The sequence below is a fragment of the Citrobacter sp. Cu233 genome, from assembly GCF_030332225.1.
GTDB lineage: Bacteria > Pseudomonadota > Gammaproteobacteria > Enterobacterales > Enterobacteriaceae > Citrobacter.
On sequence record NZ_JAOWIF010000040.1, the window covers coordinates 90,723 to 108,182 of the forward strand.

General features: G+C 53.9%; 18 protein-coding genes. 3 read left to right on the forward strand and 15 right to left on the reverse strand.

The genetic code is table 11. The features are described from left to right. Positions 1-256: 256 nt before the first annotated feature. On the reverse strand, positions 257-1,954 hold the full coding sequence (gene maeA / locus OGX95_RS16765) for a malate dehydrogenase (protein ID WP_286630259.1): 1,698 nt from the start codon (positions 1,952-1,954) through the stop codon (positions 257-259). A 179-nt stretch (positions 1,955-2,133) separates the two neighbouring features. After that, positions 2,134-2,274 carry a stationary-phase-induced ribosome-associated protein gene (gene sra / locus OGX95_RS16770; protein WP_005126806.1) on the reverse strand — a complete coding sequence of 47 codons (141 nt, stop codon included), beginning with the start codon at positions 2,272-2,274 and terminating at the stop codon, positions 2,134-2,136. 228 nt (positions 2,275-2,502) lie between these two features. On the opposite strand from sra, the gene OGX95_RS16775 reads away from it, so the two are divergent. Beyond that, positions 2,503-2,934, forward strand: a complete 432-nt coding sequence (locus OGX95_RS16775) for an OsmC family protein (protein WP_286630260.1) — start codon at positions 2,503-2,505, stop codon at positions 2,932-2,934. 42 nt (positions 2,935-2,976) lie between these two features. Here OGX95_RS16775 and OGX95_RS16780 read toward each other — a convergent pair whose 3' ends face one another. The 6 genes from OGX95_RS16780 to OGX95_RS16805 are packed head-to-tail and all read right to left on the reverse strand — an operon-like array spanning position 2,977 to position 8,686. Beyond that, positions 2,977-3,747: a 3-hydroxybutyrate dehydrogenase gene (locus tag OGX95_RS16780; RefSeq protein ID WP_286630261.1), complete on the reverse strand. Its 771-nt coding sequence runs from the start codon at positions 3,745-3,747 to the stop codon at positions 2,977-2,979. An 11-nt stretch (positions 3,748-3,758) separates the two neighbouring features. Further along, the gene (locus OGX95_RS16785) at positions 3,759-5,153 is read right to left on the reverse strand and encodes a GntP family permease (protein ID WP_286630262.1); all 1,395 of its coding nucleotides are present in this window, start codon (positions 5,151-5,153) and stop codon (positions 3,759-3,761) included. A 37-nt stretch (positions 5,154-5,190) separates the two neighbouring features. Continuing rightward, positions 5,191-6,114 carry a 3-hydroxyacyl-CoA dehydrogenase family protein gene (locus tag OGX95_RS16790; protein WP_286630263.1) on the reverse strand — a complete coding sequence of 308 codons (924 nt, stop codon included), beginning with the start codon at positions 6,112-6,114 and terminating at the stop codon, positions 5,191-5,193. Beyond that, positions 6,104-7,309, reverse strand: a complete 1,206-nt coding sequence (locus OGX95_RS16795; RefSeq protein WP_286630264.1) for an acetyl-CoA C-acetyltransferase — start codon at positions 7,307-7,309, stop codon at positions 6,104-6,106. Before OGX95_RS16795 ends, OGX95_RS16790 begins: the two co-directional genes overlap by 11 nt. Before the next feature lie 10 nt (positions 7,310-7,319). Then, complete coding sequence (locus OGX95_RS16800; protein WP_286630265.1) at positions 7,320-7,976, reverse strand: CoA transferase subunit B; 657 nt, start codon at positions 7,974-7,976, stop codon at positions 7,320-7,322. A 2-nt stretch (positions 7,977-7,978) separates the two neighbouring features. Continuing rightward, positions 7,979-8,686 (reverse strand): CoA transferase subunit A, encoded by a 708-nt coding sequence (locus OGX95_RS16805; protein ID WP_048211658.1) that lies wholly within the window; start codon positions 8,684-8,686, stop codon positions 7,979-7,981. A 142-nt stretch (positions 8,687-8,828) separates the two neighbouring features. Between OGX95_RS16805 and OGX95_RS16810 the strand changes: the two genes are divergently transcribed. Next, positions 8,829-9,719 (forward strand): LysR family transcriptional regulator, encoded by an 891-nt coding sequence (locus OGX95_RS16810; RefSeq protein ID WP_286630266.1) that lies wholly within the window; start codon positions 8,829-8,831, stop codon positions 9,717-9,719. Positions 9,720-9,729: 10 nt separating this feature from the next. On the opposite strand, the gene OGX95_RS16815 is transcribed toward OGX95_RS16810, so the two are convergent. From OGX95_RS16815 to OGX95_RS16845, 7 genes are read right to left on the reverse strand one after another with little or no spacing between them, the layout of a single operon-like run. Beyond that, positions 9,730-10,671 (reverse strand): ABC transporter ATP-binding protein, encoded by a 942-nt coding sequence (locus OGX95_RS16815; RefSeq protein ID WP_286630267.1) that lies wholly within the window; start codon positions 10,669-10,671, stop codon positions 9,730-9,732. Continuing rightward, the gene (locus OGX95_RS16820) at positions 10,664-11,650 is read right to left on the reverse strand and encodes an ABC transporter ATP-binding protein (RefSeq protein WP_286630268.1); all 987 of its coding nucleotides are present in this window, start codon (positions 11,648-11,650) and stop codon (positions 10,664-10,666) included. Before OGX95_RS16820 ends, OGX95_RS16815 begins: the two co-directional genes overlap by 8 nt. Further along, on the reverse strand, positions 11,647-12,543 hold the full coding sequence (gene ddpC / locus OGX95_RS16825; RefSeq protein WP_286630269.1) for a D,D-dipeptide ABC transporter permease: 897 nt from the start codon (positions 12,541-12,543) through the stop codon (positions 11,647-11,649). The genes OGX95_RS16820 and ddpC overlap by 4 nt, the downstream gene beginning before the upstream one ends. Further along, on the reverse strand, positions 12,540-13,562 hold the full coding sequence (locus OGX95_RS16830) for an ABC transporter permease (RefSeq protein WP_137383060.1): 1,023 nt from the start codon (positions 13,560-13,562) through the stop codon (positions 12,540-12,542). Before OGX95_RS16830 ends, ddpC begins: the two co-directional genes overlap by 4 nt. A 44-nt stretch (positions 13,563-13,606) precedes the next feature. Continuing rightward, positions 13,607-15,169 carry an ABC transporter substrate-binding protein gene (locus OGX95_RS16835; protein WP_286630270.1) on the reverse strand — a complete coding sequence of 521 codons (1,563 nt, stop codon included), beginning with the start codon at positions 15,167-15,169 and terminating at the stop codon, positions 13,607-13,609. Between the two features lie 15 nt (positions 15,170-15,184). Further along, positions 15,185-15,772: a D-alanyl-D-alanine dipeptidase gene (gene ddpX / locus OGX95_RS16840; RefSeq protein WP_286630271.1), complete on the reverse strand. Its 588-nt coding sequence runs from the start codon at positions 15,770-15,772 to the stop codon at positions 15,185-15,187. A 14-nt stretch (positions 15,773-15,786) separates the two neighbouring features. Continuing rightward, positions 15,787-16,653 carry a MurR/RpiR family transcriptional regulator gene (locus OGX95_RS16845; protein WP_286630272.1) on the reverse strand — a complete coding sequence of 289 codons (867 nt, stop codon included), beginning with the start codon at positions 16,651-16,653 and terminating at the stop codon, positions 15,787-15,789. Between the two features lie 399 nt (positions 16,654-17,052). On the opposite strand from OGX95_RS16845, the gene hdeB reads away from it, so the two are divergent. After that, positions 17,053-17,382, forward strand: coding sequence for an acid-activated periplasmic chaperone HdeB (gene hdeB / locus OGX95_RS16850; protein ID WP_005122660.1), 330 nt, complete (start codon positions 17,053-17,055; stop codon positions 17,380-17,382). Positions 17,383-17,460: the final 78 nt, after the last annotated feature.

Genomic DNA, 17,460 nt, shown 5'->3' on the forward strand with positions numbered 1-17,460 from the left:
ACGATAACCCGGTAAGCCCGAGAGAAGGGGATTTAGAAGTTAGCTTCGCTCAAGCAGAAGTTATCGCAGCACGATACCGATAACGCTTGAGCACAGGCGATCGCCAAAAGCATGTGAAACGATGAAACGTTCACAGTACAGCATAAGTATCCTCCTTATATTTTTCCGAATGTTAATCGATGGTGAAAGTGTAATCGCAAGTCGCTGAATTGTGCAAGTGTTGAACATCCGGCGGCAGGCGCCGCCGGGTGATTCGTCAGATAGAGGTACGACGGTAGTCGCGATATTCTGCCTGCCAGAAATTGTCGTCGATTGCCTGTTGCAGCGCTTCGGCAGACGTTTTCACCGCCACACCTTGCTGCTGGGCCATTTTACCTACGGCAAAGGCAATGGCGCGGGAAACGGTCTGAATATCTTTCAGCTCCGGTAACACCAGCCCTTCGCCGTTGAGTACCAGCGGTGAGTACTGCGCCAGGGTTTCACTTGCTGACATCAGCATCTCATCGGTAATACGTGAAGCACCTGAGGCAATGACGCCAAGGCCGATACCCGGGAAGATATAGGCGTTGTTACACTGGGCAATGGGGTAGATCTTATCTTTCCACACTACCGGAGAGAACGGGCTACCGGTCGCGACCAGCGCGTTACCTTCGGTCCAGGCGATAATATCCTGCGGCGTCGCTTCTACGCGCGAGGTCGGGTTAGACAGCGGCATGACGATCGGACGCGGACAATGCTTGTGCATCTCACGGATGATTTCTTCGGTAAACAGGCCCGTCTGCCCGGAAACGCCGATCAGGATGTCTGGCTTGACGTTACGAACAACATCAAGCAGTGACAGCACATCTTCCTGCGTATCCCAGTGCTGCAGGTTCTCGCGTTTTTGCACCAGCTTAGTCTGGAAGGAGAGCAAGTTTGGCATTTTATCGGTTAACAGGCCAAAGCGATCGACCATAAACACGCGTTGACGCGCGGCTTCTTCGCTCAATCCTTCACGCTGGATTTGCGCGATGATCTGTTCGGCTATCCCGCAACCTGCAGAACCGGCCCCAAGGAAAACAATGTTCTGTTCGCTCAACTGGCTGCCGGCCGCGCGGCTGGCTGCAATCAGCGTTCCCACTGTGACCGCCGCAGTACCCTGAATATCATCGTTGAATGAGCAAATTTCGTCGCGATAGCGATTCAGCAACGGCATGGCGTTTTTCTGCGCGAAGTCTTCGAATTGCAGCAGTACGTCCGGCCAGCGATGCTTCACGGCCTGGATGAACTCATCGACGAATTCGTAGTATTCATCATCAGTAATGCGCGGGTTACGCCAACCCATATACAGCGGATCGTTCAGCAATTGCTGGTTGTTGGTCCCCACGTCCAGCACCACGGGCAGCGTGTACGCCGGACTAATCCCACCGCAGGCGGTGTACAGAGACAGCTTACCGATCGGGATACCCATGCCGCCGATACCCTGATCGCCAAGACCAAGGATGCGTTCACCGTCGGTGACAACGATGACTTTGATATTGTGGTTCGGGACGTTTTGCAGAATATCGTCCATGTTGTGACGGTTCTGGTACGAGATAAACACGCCGCGTGCACGACGGTAGATCTCGGAAAAACGCTCACAGGCCGCCCCCACCGTTGGGGTGTAGATGACCGGCATCATCTCATCAAGATGATTATGTACCAGTCGGTAGAACAGGGTTTCGTTGGTGTCCTGGATGTTGCGCAGGTAGATATGTTTGTCGATTTCTGTTTTGAATCCCTGATATTGGATCCAGGCACGTTCAGCCTGTTCTTCAATAGACTCGACAACTTCCGGCAGTAACCCCAGCAGGTTGAAGTTACGGCGTTCTTCGATGCTGAAGGCACTCCCTTTGTTCAGAAGGGGAAACTCAAGCAGTACCGGGCCAGCGTAAGGGATGTAAAGGGAACGCAGTTTTTTAGTTTCGTTTTCCATGTCACTCACTCTTTTTTGAATAACCGTCCCTGGCACTCTTTATGATCGTATGTGGCCTGTCTGCCAGGGAAACGGGCGAAGTATAAAGCATTGTGAATGGGTTAAGGGGTTTTATAAGCAAAAACACCACTGCGGTTGCAATGGTGTTTATCTCGTTAATCAGTATGTCGTGCGGGAAACTACTTGCTGTCAGCGCGGCGTTTTCTTCCGGTAGGATTGTTGACCACGCTGGATTTGTCGCCTTCGGTCACGACTTTACGTTGATTGGAGATTTTGTGGTCCAGTCCAAGAATATGACGGGCCTGACGGTTCGATTTCATTCTAACTCCTTAATCCTGTTACTGGTTTCAAGGGCGAGCCCGCGTAAGAACGGACGAAATACAACCTGATAGAAAGCCGATGTTTAAAAATGCGGCTTTCTGGATGGTCGGTCATTTTCTCCGAAAGGTCAATGCTTAAGCGCTAAATGCAGGACTATCCCGCATGTGTCATGTTTTTTCCCAGGCGTCCTATACTTGTTACTCCGATGACAACACAGGAGAGCGGTAATGACTATCCATAAGAAAGGTCAGGCCCACTGGGAAGGCGGCATTAAACACGGTAAAGGGACCGTGTCGACCGAAAGTGGTGTGTTGAATCAGCAACCGTATGGGTTTAATACACGATTTGAAGGCGTCAAAGGCACCAATCCTGAAGAGTTGATTGGCGCGGCCCATGCCGCCTGCTTCTCGATGGCGCTTTCGCTTATGCTGGGCGAAGCGGGATTTACCCCAGATGCCATTGATACCACGGCCGATGTTTCTCTGGATAAGGTGGATGCCGGTTTTGCGATCACCAAAGTGGCGCTGCACAGTGAAGTCGCCGTGCCTGGCATTGATGCCGCAACCTTTGACGGTATTATTCAGAAGGCGAAAGCCGGTTGTCCGGTATCGCAGGTTCTGAACGCGGAAATCACGCTGGATTACCAGTTGAAATCCTGATGGCTACCTGCCGGATGCGATGCTGCATCCGGCAGGCATAACTTACTGCGCCACCCAACCACCGTCCATATTCCACGCCACGCCGCGCACCTGCGCCGCACCGTCTGAGCACAGAAATAGTGCCAGCTCCCCCAACTGTTCCGGCGTGACAAACTCGCGTGACGGCTGCTTTTCTGCCAGTAAGGCATCGCGTGCCGCAGCGGGCTCTGCACCATCAGCAATACGCTTGTCGATCTGCTGCTGGACCAGCGGGGTCAGCACCCAGCCAGGACACAGTGCGTTACAGGTCACGCCAGTCTGCGCCGTTTCCAGCGCCGTGGTCTTGGTTAAACCCACCACGCCGTGCTTGGCTGCGACATACGCCGATTTCTCTTTTGAGGCCACCAGCCCATGTACAGAGGCGATATTAATGATGCGTCCCCAGTTGCGCTGACGCATCCCGGGCAGCGCCAGACGGGTGGTGTGGAAAACAGAGGACAGGTTTATCGCGATGATCGCATTCCACTTATCAACTGGAAAAGTTTCCAGCGGCGAAACGTGCTGGATCCCCGCGTTGTTGACCAGAATATCCACGCCGCCAAACTCACTTTCAGCGTAACGCATCATCTCGGAAATTTGTGTTTCATCACTGAGATCCGCACCGTGATACCCCGGCGTTTTGCCATACTGCGCCACGGCATCTTTCGCCGCCTCAACATCACCGAAACCGTTGAGAATCAGGGTGGCTCCTGCTTGTGCCAGTACCTGAGCGATACCTAAACCGATACCGCTGGTTGATCCGGTAACCAGAGCGGTTTTACCCGTTAAGTTCATGATGATTCTCCTTAAACGATTCCTGTGGTGTAGAAGACGCCGATAACAAACAGTACGGCCAGGCTTTTGATTACGGTGATGGCAAAAATCCCGCCGTACGCCTGACGGTGGCTTAAGCCCGTGATGGCTAACAACGTAATGACTGCCCCGTTATGCGGCAGGGTATCCATGCCGCCGCTGGCCATCGATGCGACGCGGTGGAAGACTTCAAGTGGAATATTGGCGGCATGTGCGGCAGCAATAAACGTATCGGACATGGCCGCAAGCGCAATACTCATCCCGCCGGATGCCGAACCGGTGATCCCGGCCAGAGTGGTAATGCTGATGGCTTCATTGAGCAACGGGTCGGGAATTGCCGCCAGTGCTTTTGACAATACCAGGAATCCCGGCAGGGCGGCGATAACCGCGCCAAAACCGTATTCTGACGCGGTATTCATGGCGGCAAGGATCGCACCGCCAACCGCCGTTCGGCTGCCTTCCGCCAGGCGACCTTTAATATTGCGGAAACCAAAAATGACTACCAGCAAAATCCCGGCAATCAGCGCGGCCTCCACCGCCCAGATAGCGGTGATCTTCCCAACTTCGGTGGTAATTGGCTTGGCAAGGCCCGGCAGCTCCAGTTGATGCGTCGCGCCGTAAAACTCCGGGATCCAACGGGTAAACAGCAGGTTAAATACACCGACCAGAATCAGCGGAGAAATCGCAATAATCGGGTTTGGCAGGTTAATGTTATCCGGTGTTTCCGGCTCGTTTAACAGTTCAGTGCCATAGCCTTCGTTTTTTGCCTGCGCTTTGCGACGCTGACGCTCAAGATAAATCAGGCCCACAAAGATTATAAACAGCGATCCTATCAGCCCCAGCCAGGGGGCAGCCCAGGCGTTGGTGCCAAAAAAGCTGGTCGGGATAATGTTCTGGATCTGCGGCGTGCCCGGCAGGGCATCCATCGTGAAGGAGAATGCCCCCAGCGCGACGGTTGCCGGGATCAGTCGTTTGGGGATATTACTTTGACGGAACAGTTCAGCCGCGAACGGATACACTGCAAAGGCGACCACGAACAATGACACGCCACCGTAGGTCAGCAGAGCACATACCAGCACAATGACCGGGATTGCATGGCGTCGCCCGAGAATATTAATGGCAGCAGCAACGATCGAACGGGAAAAACCGGATAACTCGATTAACTTGCCAAACACCGCTCCCAGCAAGAACACCGGAAAGTATAGCTTTACAAAACCGACCATTTTTTCCATAAACAGACCGGTGAAGGCGGGGCCGACGGCACTGGGTTCAGTCAGCAGAACAGCACCTAATGCCGCGATGGGGGCAAACAGGATAACGCTGTATCCGCGATAGGCTGCCAGCATCAGCAGGCCCAGCGCTGCCAGGGCGATTAATACACTCATCATGACTCCTTATTATTATAGTGGGGTACAGAAAGTGAAATTACGGTTTCAGGGCAAAGCGCAACTGATGCTCTCTGCGTTGCTGGATGTATTCCTTGCGCGGATCATCCCAGCGATAAAAACCCTGACCACTACGCAAGCCGGTGTCGCCGTTGGCAACCTTGTCAGCAACAAGTGACATCATGTCGCTGCCGGTGGCCAGCTCCGGGAGCAGATGGCGGCAAATGTCCTGCACGGTGGACAGTCCGGTCATATCTGCCGCTTCCAGCGGGCCGACCATCGCATAGCGACGTCCGAGAGACGCACGCATCACCTGGTCCACCACTTCCGCGCTGGCGATCCCGCTTTTGACGATATGCAGCGCTTCACGCAGCAGTGCGAATTGCAAGCGGTTGCCGACAAACCCCGGTGCGGCGCGATCGAGCACCACCGCTTCCAGTTGCATCGAGAGCAACAGACGTTGCAACTCGCTGAGATATTCTGGTTTCGTTGCTGAACCCGGCACAATTTCAACCAGCGGAATAAAGTGTGGTGGGTGCCAGAAATGGGCGATCAGCAACCGTTCGGGGTGGGTGAGTTTTTCTGCCAGCGCATCCGGCGGCAGACCGCTGGTATTACTGGCAATCACCGCATCTGGGGCGATCAATGCTTCCAGTTGTGCATACAGTGCGTGCTTAAGCTCGAGTCGTTCCGGGATCGCTTCAATCAGTAATTGCGCGGTGGCGATATCCTGCAGCGAGGTCGTACCGTGCAGGCGACTCAGAACTGACGCTTTTTCCTCTGCGTGAAACTGGTCAGTCGCGATCAGCTCATCGAGAATGCTACTGGCAACGGCGTTAATTTCAGCAATCCGGTCGCTATCGGTATCAAATAACCAGATATCATGGCCAAAACGGGCAAAATGGGTGGCAATGCCGACGCCCATTAAACCCGCGCCCAGGACGCTAAAGTGATTATTTTGCATGCTGTTCTCCTGTTGAACGCTCTACCGCCAGCGCGACCCCCTGACCGCCCCCCACGCACAATGTGGCCAGTCCTTTGGTCGCGTTGCTGCGCGCCATTTCATGTAACAGGGTCACCAGAATGCGGCAGCCAGAGGCGCCAATCGGATGACCCAGCGCAATCGCACCGCCGTTGACGTTAACTTTGTTGCTGTCCCAGTTCAGGGCTTCACCCACCGCCAGCGCCTGTGCGGCAAATGCTTCGTTAGCTTCGATAAGATCAACGTCATTGAGTGTCCACCCGGCGCGTTTCAGACATTGGAGCGAGGCTTCGACCGGGCCAATACCCATGATAGACGGGTCGACACCGGAAACAGCGTAACCCGCGACCCGGGCCAGTATCGGCAGGTTGAGCGTTGCCGCCCTGGCGGCGCTCATCAGCATCACCGCCGCCGCGCCGTCGTTGATTGATGAGGCATTTCCTGCGGTGACCGTGCCATTACCAGGGCGAAAAGCCGGTTTCAGTTGTGCCAGTTTCTCAGCCTGAGTATCCGGGCGTGGCTGTTCATCACGCTCAACCAAACGTGGTGGTTTTTTCCCTTGTGGAACGCTGACTGGCGTGATTTCTGCAGTGAATCGACCGGCTTCAATTGCCGCTGCGGCTTTCTGCTGAGACTGCAGCGCAAAGGCATCCTGTTGTTCGCGGCTGATAACAAATTTATCTGCCAGGTTTTCAGCCGTAATGCCCATGTGGTAGTCGTTGAACGCATCCCACAGTCCATCATGTACCACGCTGTCTTTCAGACTGGCGTGACCCAGACGCAAGCCCGAGCGTGCGCCGTCGAGAAAATAGGGCGCATTGCTCATGCTTTCCTGACCGCCGGCAATGACGATGTCCGCATCACCACAGCGGATAGCCTGCACCGCCTGTTGCACCGCTTTAAGACCTGAACCACATACCAGATTGATGGTTAGCGCAGGGACTGTCACTGGCAAGCCAGCCCGTAATGCTGTCTGTCTGGCCGGATTCTGACCGCTGCCCACCGTCAGAACCTGTCCCAGGATCACCTCGTCAATTTGCTCCGGTGCGACGGCGGTTTTTTCCAACAGAGAGCGGATCACCACCGCCCCCAGTTCCACGGCACTGAGTGGTGCCAGCGTCCCGTGGAAACTGCCAATGGGTGTGCGCGTTGCCGCGACAATAACAACATCCTGCATGGTCAGATCCTCAGTTGAATTGCATTTCGGGCACACTGTCGGGAACGATCAGTTTTCCCGCGGTCCTGGCAACAATCTCCTCGACGCTGATGCCCGGCGCACGTTCGCGCAGGATGAATGCGCCGTTGGCGATCTCCAGTAGTGCCAGGTCGGTAAGCACGCGTTTAATGCAGCCCACGCCGGTTAATGGCAGGGTGCAGGCGGGGAGCAGCTTGGACTCCCCGTTTTTGGACGCATGAGTCATGACCACAATGATGTTTTCAGCCCCGGCCACCAGGTCCATTGCGCCGCCCATGCCTTTCACCATCTTTCCGGGGATCATCCACGACGCAATGTTGCCATTGGTGTCCACCTCAAATGCGCCAAGCACCGTCAGGTCGACATGGCCGCCACGGATCATGGCGAAAGACTGTGCTGAATCGAAAATTGCCGCGCCTTTACGTGCCGTCACGGTCTGTTTTCCGGCGTTGATCATGTCGGCATCCAGTTCGTCTTCGGTCGGAAACGGGCCCATGCCGAGCAAACCGTTCTCCGACTGCAGCATCACGTCCATACCATCGGGGATATAGTTGGCCACTAAGGTTGGAATGCCGATCCCGAGGTTGACGTAATAACCGTCGCGCAGTTCCCGGGCGACACGCATCGCCATTTGTTCACGTGTTAACATGGTCAGGCTCCTTTCTGGCGCAGGGTGCGTTGTTCAATGCGTTTTTCAAACTGCCCCTGAATGATGCGGTTGACGAAAATTCCGGGGGTATGAATCGCCGCGGGGTCCAGTTCACCGGGAGGAACAATTTCTTCAACTTCCACGACGGTAATGCGTCCGGCGGCAGCCATCAGCGGATTAAAGTTCTGGGCAGTGTGGCGGTAGATAACGTTGCCGTACCAGTCGGCTTTCCAGCCTTTGACCAGCGCAAAATCACCCGTAATCGCCTGTTCCATGATGTAAGGACGTCCGTCAAATTCACGGACCTCTTTGCCTTCGGCGACGGGTGTACCGTATCCCGTGGCGGTGAAAAACGCCGGGATCCCTGCGCCACCGGCACGTAACTGCTCAGCCAGCGTGCCCTGCGGGGTCAGAATGGCTTCCAGTTCACCGCTCAGTACCTGCTTTTCAAACAGCGCATTTTCGCCAACATAGGACGCCACCACTTTACGTACCTGGCGTGTTTCCAGCAGCACACCGAGGCCAAAACCATCCACGCCGCAGTTGTTTGAGACGACAGTCAATCCCTGAACCTCCCGACGGCGTACTTCGGCAATCAGGTTTTCAGGAATGCCGCATAAGCCAAAACCGCCAGCCAGCAGCGTCATGTTGTCGGTCAGCCCAGCCAGCGCCTCTTGATACGTGGCGACACGTTTATCCAGTCCAGCCATACACTTGTCCCTCCAGTTGTCCTTGCCGACATCATTGGGGGTGAAAAATGATTTGTTAATTTTAAATTTGTGACTCACTCATTGGGTTTTTTTATCAATTTAATGTTAATTAAAGGTATTCAATAGGTTAAAGGAATGCGAAATGGGAATGAGCATCAAACAGTTACGCGCGTTTTTAGCGGTAGCTCACACTCTGAATTTTGCTCATGCCAGTGAACGACTGAATATGTCGCAGCCTGCGTTAAGCCTGGCGATTAAAGGACTTGAGGACTCGCTGGGCGGGGCCTTACTGCTGCGCACGACGCGCAAAGTCACCCTGACACAGGAGGGCGAAACGCTGCTGAATATGGGGCGGCAACTGCTTGCTGATTGGGAGAATACTGAAGAAGCGATGCGTCAGCGCTTTACGTTGCAACGCGGAAAAATCTCTATTGCTGCCATGCCTTCGTTTGCGGCTAACGTCTTGCCACAGGTACTGAAAACCTTTCGGGATTGCTATTCCGGGATTAACGTGACGGTTCACGATGTCATAAACGAGCAGGTCATTGAAATGGTGAGTGAAGGGCGGGTGGAGATGGGGATCGCCTTCGAGCCTGATTATTCAGGGCAACTGCACTTCACGCCGCTCGGTGTCGAACGTTTTGTGGCGATCGTCCCGCCAACGTCCAGGCTGGCGGGGCGAGAGCGTATTGCGTGGCGCGAATTGCTGACGCTGGATTTTATTACGCTGCAACGTCCATCTGCCGTGCGCCTGATGCTGGAAGAACAACTGGTGCAAAGCGGACATACGCTGGACGTGGCGCTGGAAAGCCATCAACTGGTGACCGTTGGCCGTATGGTGGCAAACGGATTAGGCGGCAGCGCAGTTCCCGCACTGTGTCGAACACAAATGACGGAGCTTGGCGCAACCTGTATAGAGCTTGACAGTCCCGTGATCCAGCGGCGGATCGGGGTGCTGCGTTCGGCACACCATAAATTATCAACCGCGTCGGGAATGCTGGTGGATGCGCTGAAAAAGGCGTATCTCGCCTGAAAATGCGCAGTCAGCAGATATCAATGGTGCGCCAACAGCGAACTTCCCGCCCGGCTTCATTTTTCAGTAATGTCTGTTTTTTTTCGCATCCGTGGGTTGCCAGCGGGCATCTGTCGCGGAAAAAACAGCCTTGCGGTAGCGTTCTGTTGCCGGGAAGTTCGGTTTTACGCAGGACCAGGTCCTCAGCCAGTGGCGTACCCGTTTTAGGCACCGAATCCAGTAACAGACGGGTGTAAGGATGCGCCGGATGCGAGAGAACCTGCTGCGCATCGCCCAGCTCGACAATTTGCCCAAGATACATCACCGCCACACGGTCGCTCATATGCCGTACGACCGATACGTTATGCGATATCAGCACAAACGTCAGATTCCGGCGTGCCTGCAATGCAACCAGCAGATTGAGGATTTGCGCCTGTACCGAAATATCCAGTGCCGACGTCGGCTCATCAAGGACGATCACATCCGGTGACGATGACAGCGCGCGGGCGATGGCAATACGCTGGCGCTGCCCGCCAGAAAATGCATGCGGCAGGCGATCGAGGTATTCCGGGCGAATCCCTACCTGTCGAGCCAAATCCTCGGCCAGGGCGCGGCGTTCGCGTTCAGGGCTGCGCTTTTGGATCCATACCGGCTCAGTGATAATTCTCCATACCGGCAAGCGTGGATCCAGGGATGAAAGCGGGTCCTGAAAGACCATCTGCATACCGTTGTGTTGTTTGCCTCCGCCGCAAGAATAGTGCCCCTGGCTCGGTTTTAGCATCCCCATCAGCAGTTGTGCCAGCGTACTTTTACCACAGCCGGATTCGCCAACAATCCCCAGCGTTTCCCCCTGGCGGATTTGTAAATCCAGACCGTTGAGTGCATGCACGCGCTCTGTTACTTTGCCGAGCCAGTTTTTTCGCGCGGGGAAGTTGATATGAACATCCTGCAGATCCAGTAAAATATCAGACATGTGTCGTCTCCAGTTGTGGATACCAGCAGGCGGATTGTTGATCCGCACCGCCCTGGCTGCATAAATCAGGTGTTTCTTCACAGCGAGGCCCCGCGGCAAAGCAGCGCTCGCGGAATGCGCATCCGCCAGGTAAACAGGTTAAATTCGGTACGGTACCCGGAATGGCGGGGAGCAAAGCACGCGGTTCACCGTGCTCAGGCGCACATTTCAGGAGGCCAATAGAGTAGGGATGCGTGGGGTGCTGAATAACGGTTTGCGTCGGGCCGCTTTCAATCACGCTCCCGGCATACATAACGTATAACCGGTCACACAATTGCGAGACGACGGCCATATCATGGCTGATAAACAACACGGCGGTACCGCTGGCCCGCGCTTTAAGCTTCAGTAATCGCAGTACCTGAAGCTGTACCGTGACATCCAGCGCGGTGGTGGGTTCATCGGCAATGATCAGGTCTGGCTCGCAGGAAAACGCGAGCGCAATCATCACGCGCTGACGCATACCACCAGAAAGCTCAAACGGGAAGCGGGACATCACTTCCGGGGCATCCGGGATTTGCATTTCTTCCAGTAAGGCGATGGCTTTTTGCCGGGCATCCGTGCGGCTCAATGCCTGATGGTGACGAATGACCTCCACCATTTGTTGGCCGATTCGTCGTGTGGGATTCAACGCCGTCATCGGCTCCTGGAAAATCATCGCCACGCGTTGGCCGCGCCACTGGCGCATCTTTTTTTCGCTGGCATTTAAAACATCTTCACCCAACAGCGTAACGCGCCCCTGATGGATACGATAGCTTCCTTCGGGTAACAGACGCATGGCGAGCATGGCCGTGACGGATTTCCCTGAGCCAGACTCGCCGACCACGCCGACAATTTCACCCCGGTTGATATGCAGCGACACATGATTCAGCGCATGCACATCCGCTTTATAACCGGGGAAGCTCAGGTGTAAATTCTCGATCTCCAGGACAGGTTGTGTCATGACTGTTTTCCTCCGGCTTTCGGATCCAGCAGATCGCGAATACCATCACCAAAGAGATTAAAGCCCACGGCGGTAATCAGAATGGCGGCACCAGGAAATGCGCAATACCACCACTGGTCAAGTACGTAGTTTCTACCAATCGCCACCATTGCGCCCCATTCAGCGCTGGGTTGTTGGGCGCCGAGCCCAATAAATCCGAGCGTGGCGGCCATCAGGATCGCACTGCCAATATCCAGTGATGCCTGCACAATCAGCGGGGGAAGTGAATTGCGTAAAATATGCCAGCTGATCAGATGCCAGCGTGATGCACCATAGGTTCGCGCGGCCTGTACATAAGTAAACTGACGAACGACCAACGTTTGACCGCGCGCGAGGCGTACATAGAAAGGAATACGTACAATCGCAATCGCCAGCATGGCGTTGAACAGGCTTGGCCCTAATGCGGCGGCCAGTGCCATTGTCAGTACCAGCGAAGGAATGGACAGCATAACATCCATCATACGCATGATGATCGCATCGGCACGTCCGCCCATCACGCCAGACAGACATCCCAACAGCGAGCCCAGCCCGCCAGCGATACCGACTACCACCAGACCGGCAACAATTGACTGCTGACTTCCGACCAGGACGCGACTGAACAGATCACGACCCACTTCATCGGTACCAAACCAGTGGATGGCCGACGGTGGTAACAGGCGTGCGGTCAGATCGATGGCGTTAGGATCGTAAGGGGTGATCCACGGAGATAGCACCATTAACAGTAGCATCAGTACAATAATGACGCCGCCAATCAGCGTCAGCGGACTGCTCTTCATCATCCAGAATAGTTTTGCCCAGTCAAAACGGCGGCGGGTCGCTGGTGATGGTGCGGGTGTTTCTTGTGTGAGCATCACTGTGCACCTCCACGTCCGATTCGCGGGTCAATCCACAGGTAAAGGAGATCCACCACCAGGTTGACCAGTACATACGCAAAAGAGACCACCACGGCAAATCCCATTACTGCCGGGAAATCGAGCGCCTGAATGGAGGTCACAACCCAGGCGCCCATGCCTGGCCAGGCAAAGACCGTTTCGGTCAGTACCGCACCATAAAGCAGATCGCCCAGGGCCAAACCCAGCACGGTTATCGACGGAATCAACGCATTCGGCAGCGCATAACACAAAATGATGTACCACCCCGGTAAACCACTGGCACGCGCGGTACGGATATAATCTTCGCTCAGTTGTTCCAGCATGGCGGAGCGAATCTGTCGGGCGACAATGCCCAGGTGCACAAAGGCCAGCGTCAGTGACGGCAGGATCAGGTGCTGCAGCGCATTGAAAAAGACCTCGGCGTTGCCTTCCAGCAACGCATCAACCAGATAGAAACCGGTGACGTGCGTGGGGGGATCGAGCCAGTCATCAAGCCGTCCGCCGCCGGGTAAAATCTGCAAATGGCCATAAAACAGCACGATAACACCGAGGCCCAACCAGAATGCCGGGGTCGAAATACCAGTAATCGCCATCAGACGCACAAGATGGTCGAGCCAGCGGTTGCGCCAGACAGCAGACAGGATACCCAGCGGGATACCGATGATAAGCGCCAGCAGCAGAGAGCAGAAGGCCAGTTCAAGCGTGGCGGGGAAGAAGACGCGCAGTTCATCCAGCACCGGACGGCCGGTGCGAATGGACGTGCCTAAATCACCCTGAAAAATATCGCTGACGTAACGGAAAAACTGAATATACAGCGGCTGATTCAGTCCCAGCTGTTGGCGAATATTTTCGACAATTTCATCGCTGGCGCGATCGCCGGCCAGCAGCCGTGCGGGGTCGCCCGGGATCAGGTGCGAAATAATAAAAGTGATCACACAGACACCGGCAACCACCAGGATAAGTCCCCAGCATCGCTGGCGTAAAATGCTCCAGAACGTCATTGGCTTCCCCTTGCGGAGCCAAATCGGCTCCGCATTAACGTGGCTTATTTACTCATGGTGGCGATGTTGAAAACCTGTTCCAGCATGGGGTTGAAGACAAAACCTTTGACGTCTTTATTCATCGCCAGCTGATAGTTCTTCTGGAATAAATAGACGTAGGCCGCTTCATCAATGACAATGGTTTGCGCCTGCTGGTAATCATTGGTTCTGGCGACCTGGTCGGTAGTGGCCAGCGCACTGCGCAGCAGCTTATCGACCTCACTGTTTTCATAGAATGAACGATTACCTGGTAAGCCTTTCTTATCCGACTCAAACCAGTAGTTCATGAACATGTACGGGTCAGCAAAGTCTGGGCTCCAGTTACCGATGGCAATGTCATAGTCACCTTTACCGACGCGATCGCGCATGGTGGCATTCGCCAGTTTTTCCAGTTTCACCTTAATGCCTAACTTGCCGAGGCTGGCCTGAGTGGAGAGCGCAATCGGCTCCCAGTTAGGATCGTTATCGGAATACAGGAAGCTCAGGGTTTCGGGTTTGTTGGCAACGTTACCTAATGCTTCTTTTGCTTTCGCTTCATCAAAGCTGTACTGCATTGCTTTTTCATCAAAGCCCCACATGCCCTCAGGGATCGGACCACGCATCTGCTTACCGTTGCCGCTGAGGATCCCGTTCACCATCCCCTTATAATCAGTGGCCCATGAGATGGCGCGGCGTAAATCCACCTGGTTGAGCGGCGCTTTGCTGTTGTTCAGGTACAGGTAAGTCACGCGCAGCGACGGGTAATCCGCCACGTTGACTTTACCTTCCTGTTTGAGGGCAGCAAGCTGGTCAACAGGGAGTGCATCGGCGATATCAATATCGCCCCGGGACAGTTGCAAACGACGGGAAGCGCTTTCTCCGATGATTTTGACCGATACGCGTTTAAACGTGGGTTTGGGACCGGAATAATGTGGGTTGGGCACCAGTACCAGTTGTTGTCCTTTTTGCCAGCTCTTCAACATGAAGGGACCGGACCCGGCCGTATTTTGTGCCAGGAATCCACGAGCATCATCCGCGGCATGCTCTTTTAAGATCGCCGGGTTGATAATTGAGGCGCCGTCATTTGCCAGCGTATATAAGAACGGCGCGAATGGTTGGCTAAGGGTAAATTTCACCGTGTTGTTGTCGATGGCATCAACTTTCAGATCTTTCGGAAATGCCTCAGCCGGCCCTTGGCCGATCTTGAGCAGACGCTCAAAAGATTGTTTTACTGCATCAGCTGTCACTGGCGTGCCGTCGGCGAATTTAGCATCGCTTTTCAGGGTAAAGGTCCATTCTTTTTGATCATCAGACGCTTTCCAGCCGCTGGCCAAATCTCCTTCAACTTCCGTGGAACCTTTGCCGCCCTCTGTTTTGTACTGAACCAAACGTTGATATGAGGGATAAGTCACCGTCCAGTCGTTGTTATCGATTGTTACAGCAGGGTCGAGCGTTTGTGGATCGGCGGCTTTGCCGATAACCAGCATATCTTTAGGGACGGCGGCCTGTGCGGCAGGCAAGGCGACCGCCAGCGCAACGGCTAACAGAGCGGGGCGAAAAAACGAGGTTAACGCAGGTGTAGTCTTCATAACCAGGCTCCAGAATTAAAGGGGATGTTGTGTTGTTATTGACGTGACAGTGTAACAAGATATTTGATCGTCAAGCAGCGGGTAACGCGCGGCATTCGGCAGTTCGAAATGCCACCACTCGCTGTTGATGCCGACAAAACCGCCGCCGAACATGATGGCATTGAGCAGCAGTCGATTACGCTGCGCAGCCGGAGGAACTGAAGGGTGCCAGGCATGGGAACGGTCATGCATTTCATCAAAACCGGCTCCCATATCGAGAATATCACCGTGAGCGTCCATCAGCGTGACGTCAATGGCCGTACCCCGGCTGTGATTCGAGCCGATCGCCACATCTACCACATACTGCGGGTCAGGACAGGCATTCCACAGTATCGCTTGCGCCTGCTGTGGGCGGTACGCGTCATACACCACCAATGACAAACCCGCCAGCTGCGCGATGCTGATGCTTTTGGCCAGCGCAGTGACGGCCTCGGAATGCAGCAGACAGCGCGCTTCCCGGTAGATAGGCGCGCCGGTAATGTTATCGGCTGTAGCGTATTTCAGATCGATATGCAGTGACGGGAATATCACCGACAAATCGACCAGTTCTGGGGTTTCTGACATAGCACGTTTCCTGTTTACTGTTCGAATTGACCAAATTGTTGTTGTAACTGGCGATTAGTTTGCAGGCGTCCCGCGAGGGAGTCGCCCAGTTGCGCGACCACCGCGGAGAGTAATAAGTTGAACAGGCAACTCACCGGAGCAAGTGAATCCCAGAAGTGCCCGGTGTCCGTTTTCACCTGAAGTAAATCAATGGAATAGTCTCTAGCCCAGGGGCACCATACATCCGTGATTAACGCGAGAGGAATGCCGCGCTCACTGGCAACACGGCAATACTGTCGGGATGTCGCCGAGTAAGCGCGTGTATCGGTGATCACGACATAAGGTTGATTGAATCCCGAGTTCAGCGACTCAACCCAGCTACCGGAAAGTCCTTCGGAGTAACTCACTTTCGGGCGCAGATATTCCAGATGGCTAAAAAAGGCGTTGGCGATCCCGCGGGTGGACTGGATCCCAAGAATATAAACGGCTTCTGCCTGCGCCAATTGCTGCGCGATACGTAAAAAAGTCTCGCTTTGCGCCAGTTGGTAGACGTAGGTGATAGCGTCAATTTCCAGCAACAGCGACTGTTGTACGCGGTCAGGTAGATCTTGCTGCTGGTGCCAGGAGTCCAGGCGCTCGTTCATTCCCCAGGGCTGATAGGGAATAACGGGTATTTCACGCAGGCTGGCTTTCGCATCTTCCAGGTTACGAAAACCGAGTTTACGCAGGTAACGCCCGACGGTAATGCCACTGGTTCCTGCTGCTTTTGCGATGCCGTCTGCCGTTTCAAAAGGGATCTGTGCAGCGTGCGCTAACAACCAACCGGCAACGCGCTTTTCGCTGGGCGTTAGCTGGCTAAAGGTCTGTTCTATGCGGGCAAATAACTCAGGTTTTGATGTCATTACCATCTCGCTGTTAGTTGTTTGTCAGATACCGCTTCACTGTTACCGGATTAACAATGCAGGACGCGTGCCAGGTCGGCGACAGCGCCGCGTCGGGACTCTTTGTTAAAAAACATCAATTTTCATTAACTAATGATCAACATTTGTGCAGCGTAGTTCAGTTTTGGTGCAACGGTAGGGTAAGTGAGGGATGAATCTGCTGATTTCGTCGTAACGATCACATTGTGTGCAACATTTCTTATCAGACATCAGAATTAGTAATGTGAAATATAAATTTCAGCCATATCAATGGCCGTAATCTTTATTCTTCTGACTGTGGGAGTATTATTTTTTGCGAACTACATTAACGGTTTAAAGCGCAAGTGTAGATATTATCTGGATTATAAATGGAGTACTACAATGAATAAATTCTCCCTTTCTACAGCAGGCATCCTGGTCGCAGCGCTGTTAACCAGTGTAAGCGTCAATGCAGCAACTGATAACGCTAAAACTGAAGTCACTCCGAAAGGCATGAGCTGCCAGGAGTTTATTGATTTGAACCCGCAAACTATGGCTCCGGTTGCTTTCTGGGTGCTGAATGAAGACGAAGACTTCAAAGGCGGCGACTTCGTAGACTATAACGAAACTATCACTACAGCTGTGCCTCTGACCGTTGAACTTTGCAAAAAACATCCGCAAAGTGAATTAAGCAAAATAAAAGAAGAAATCAAAAAAGAATTATCTAAATAAGATTAAGCATGTATTAAAACCCAGCCAGAGTGCTGGGTTTTGCTATTTGTGACAACGTCACTTATTTATTTTGTAATA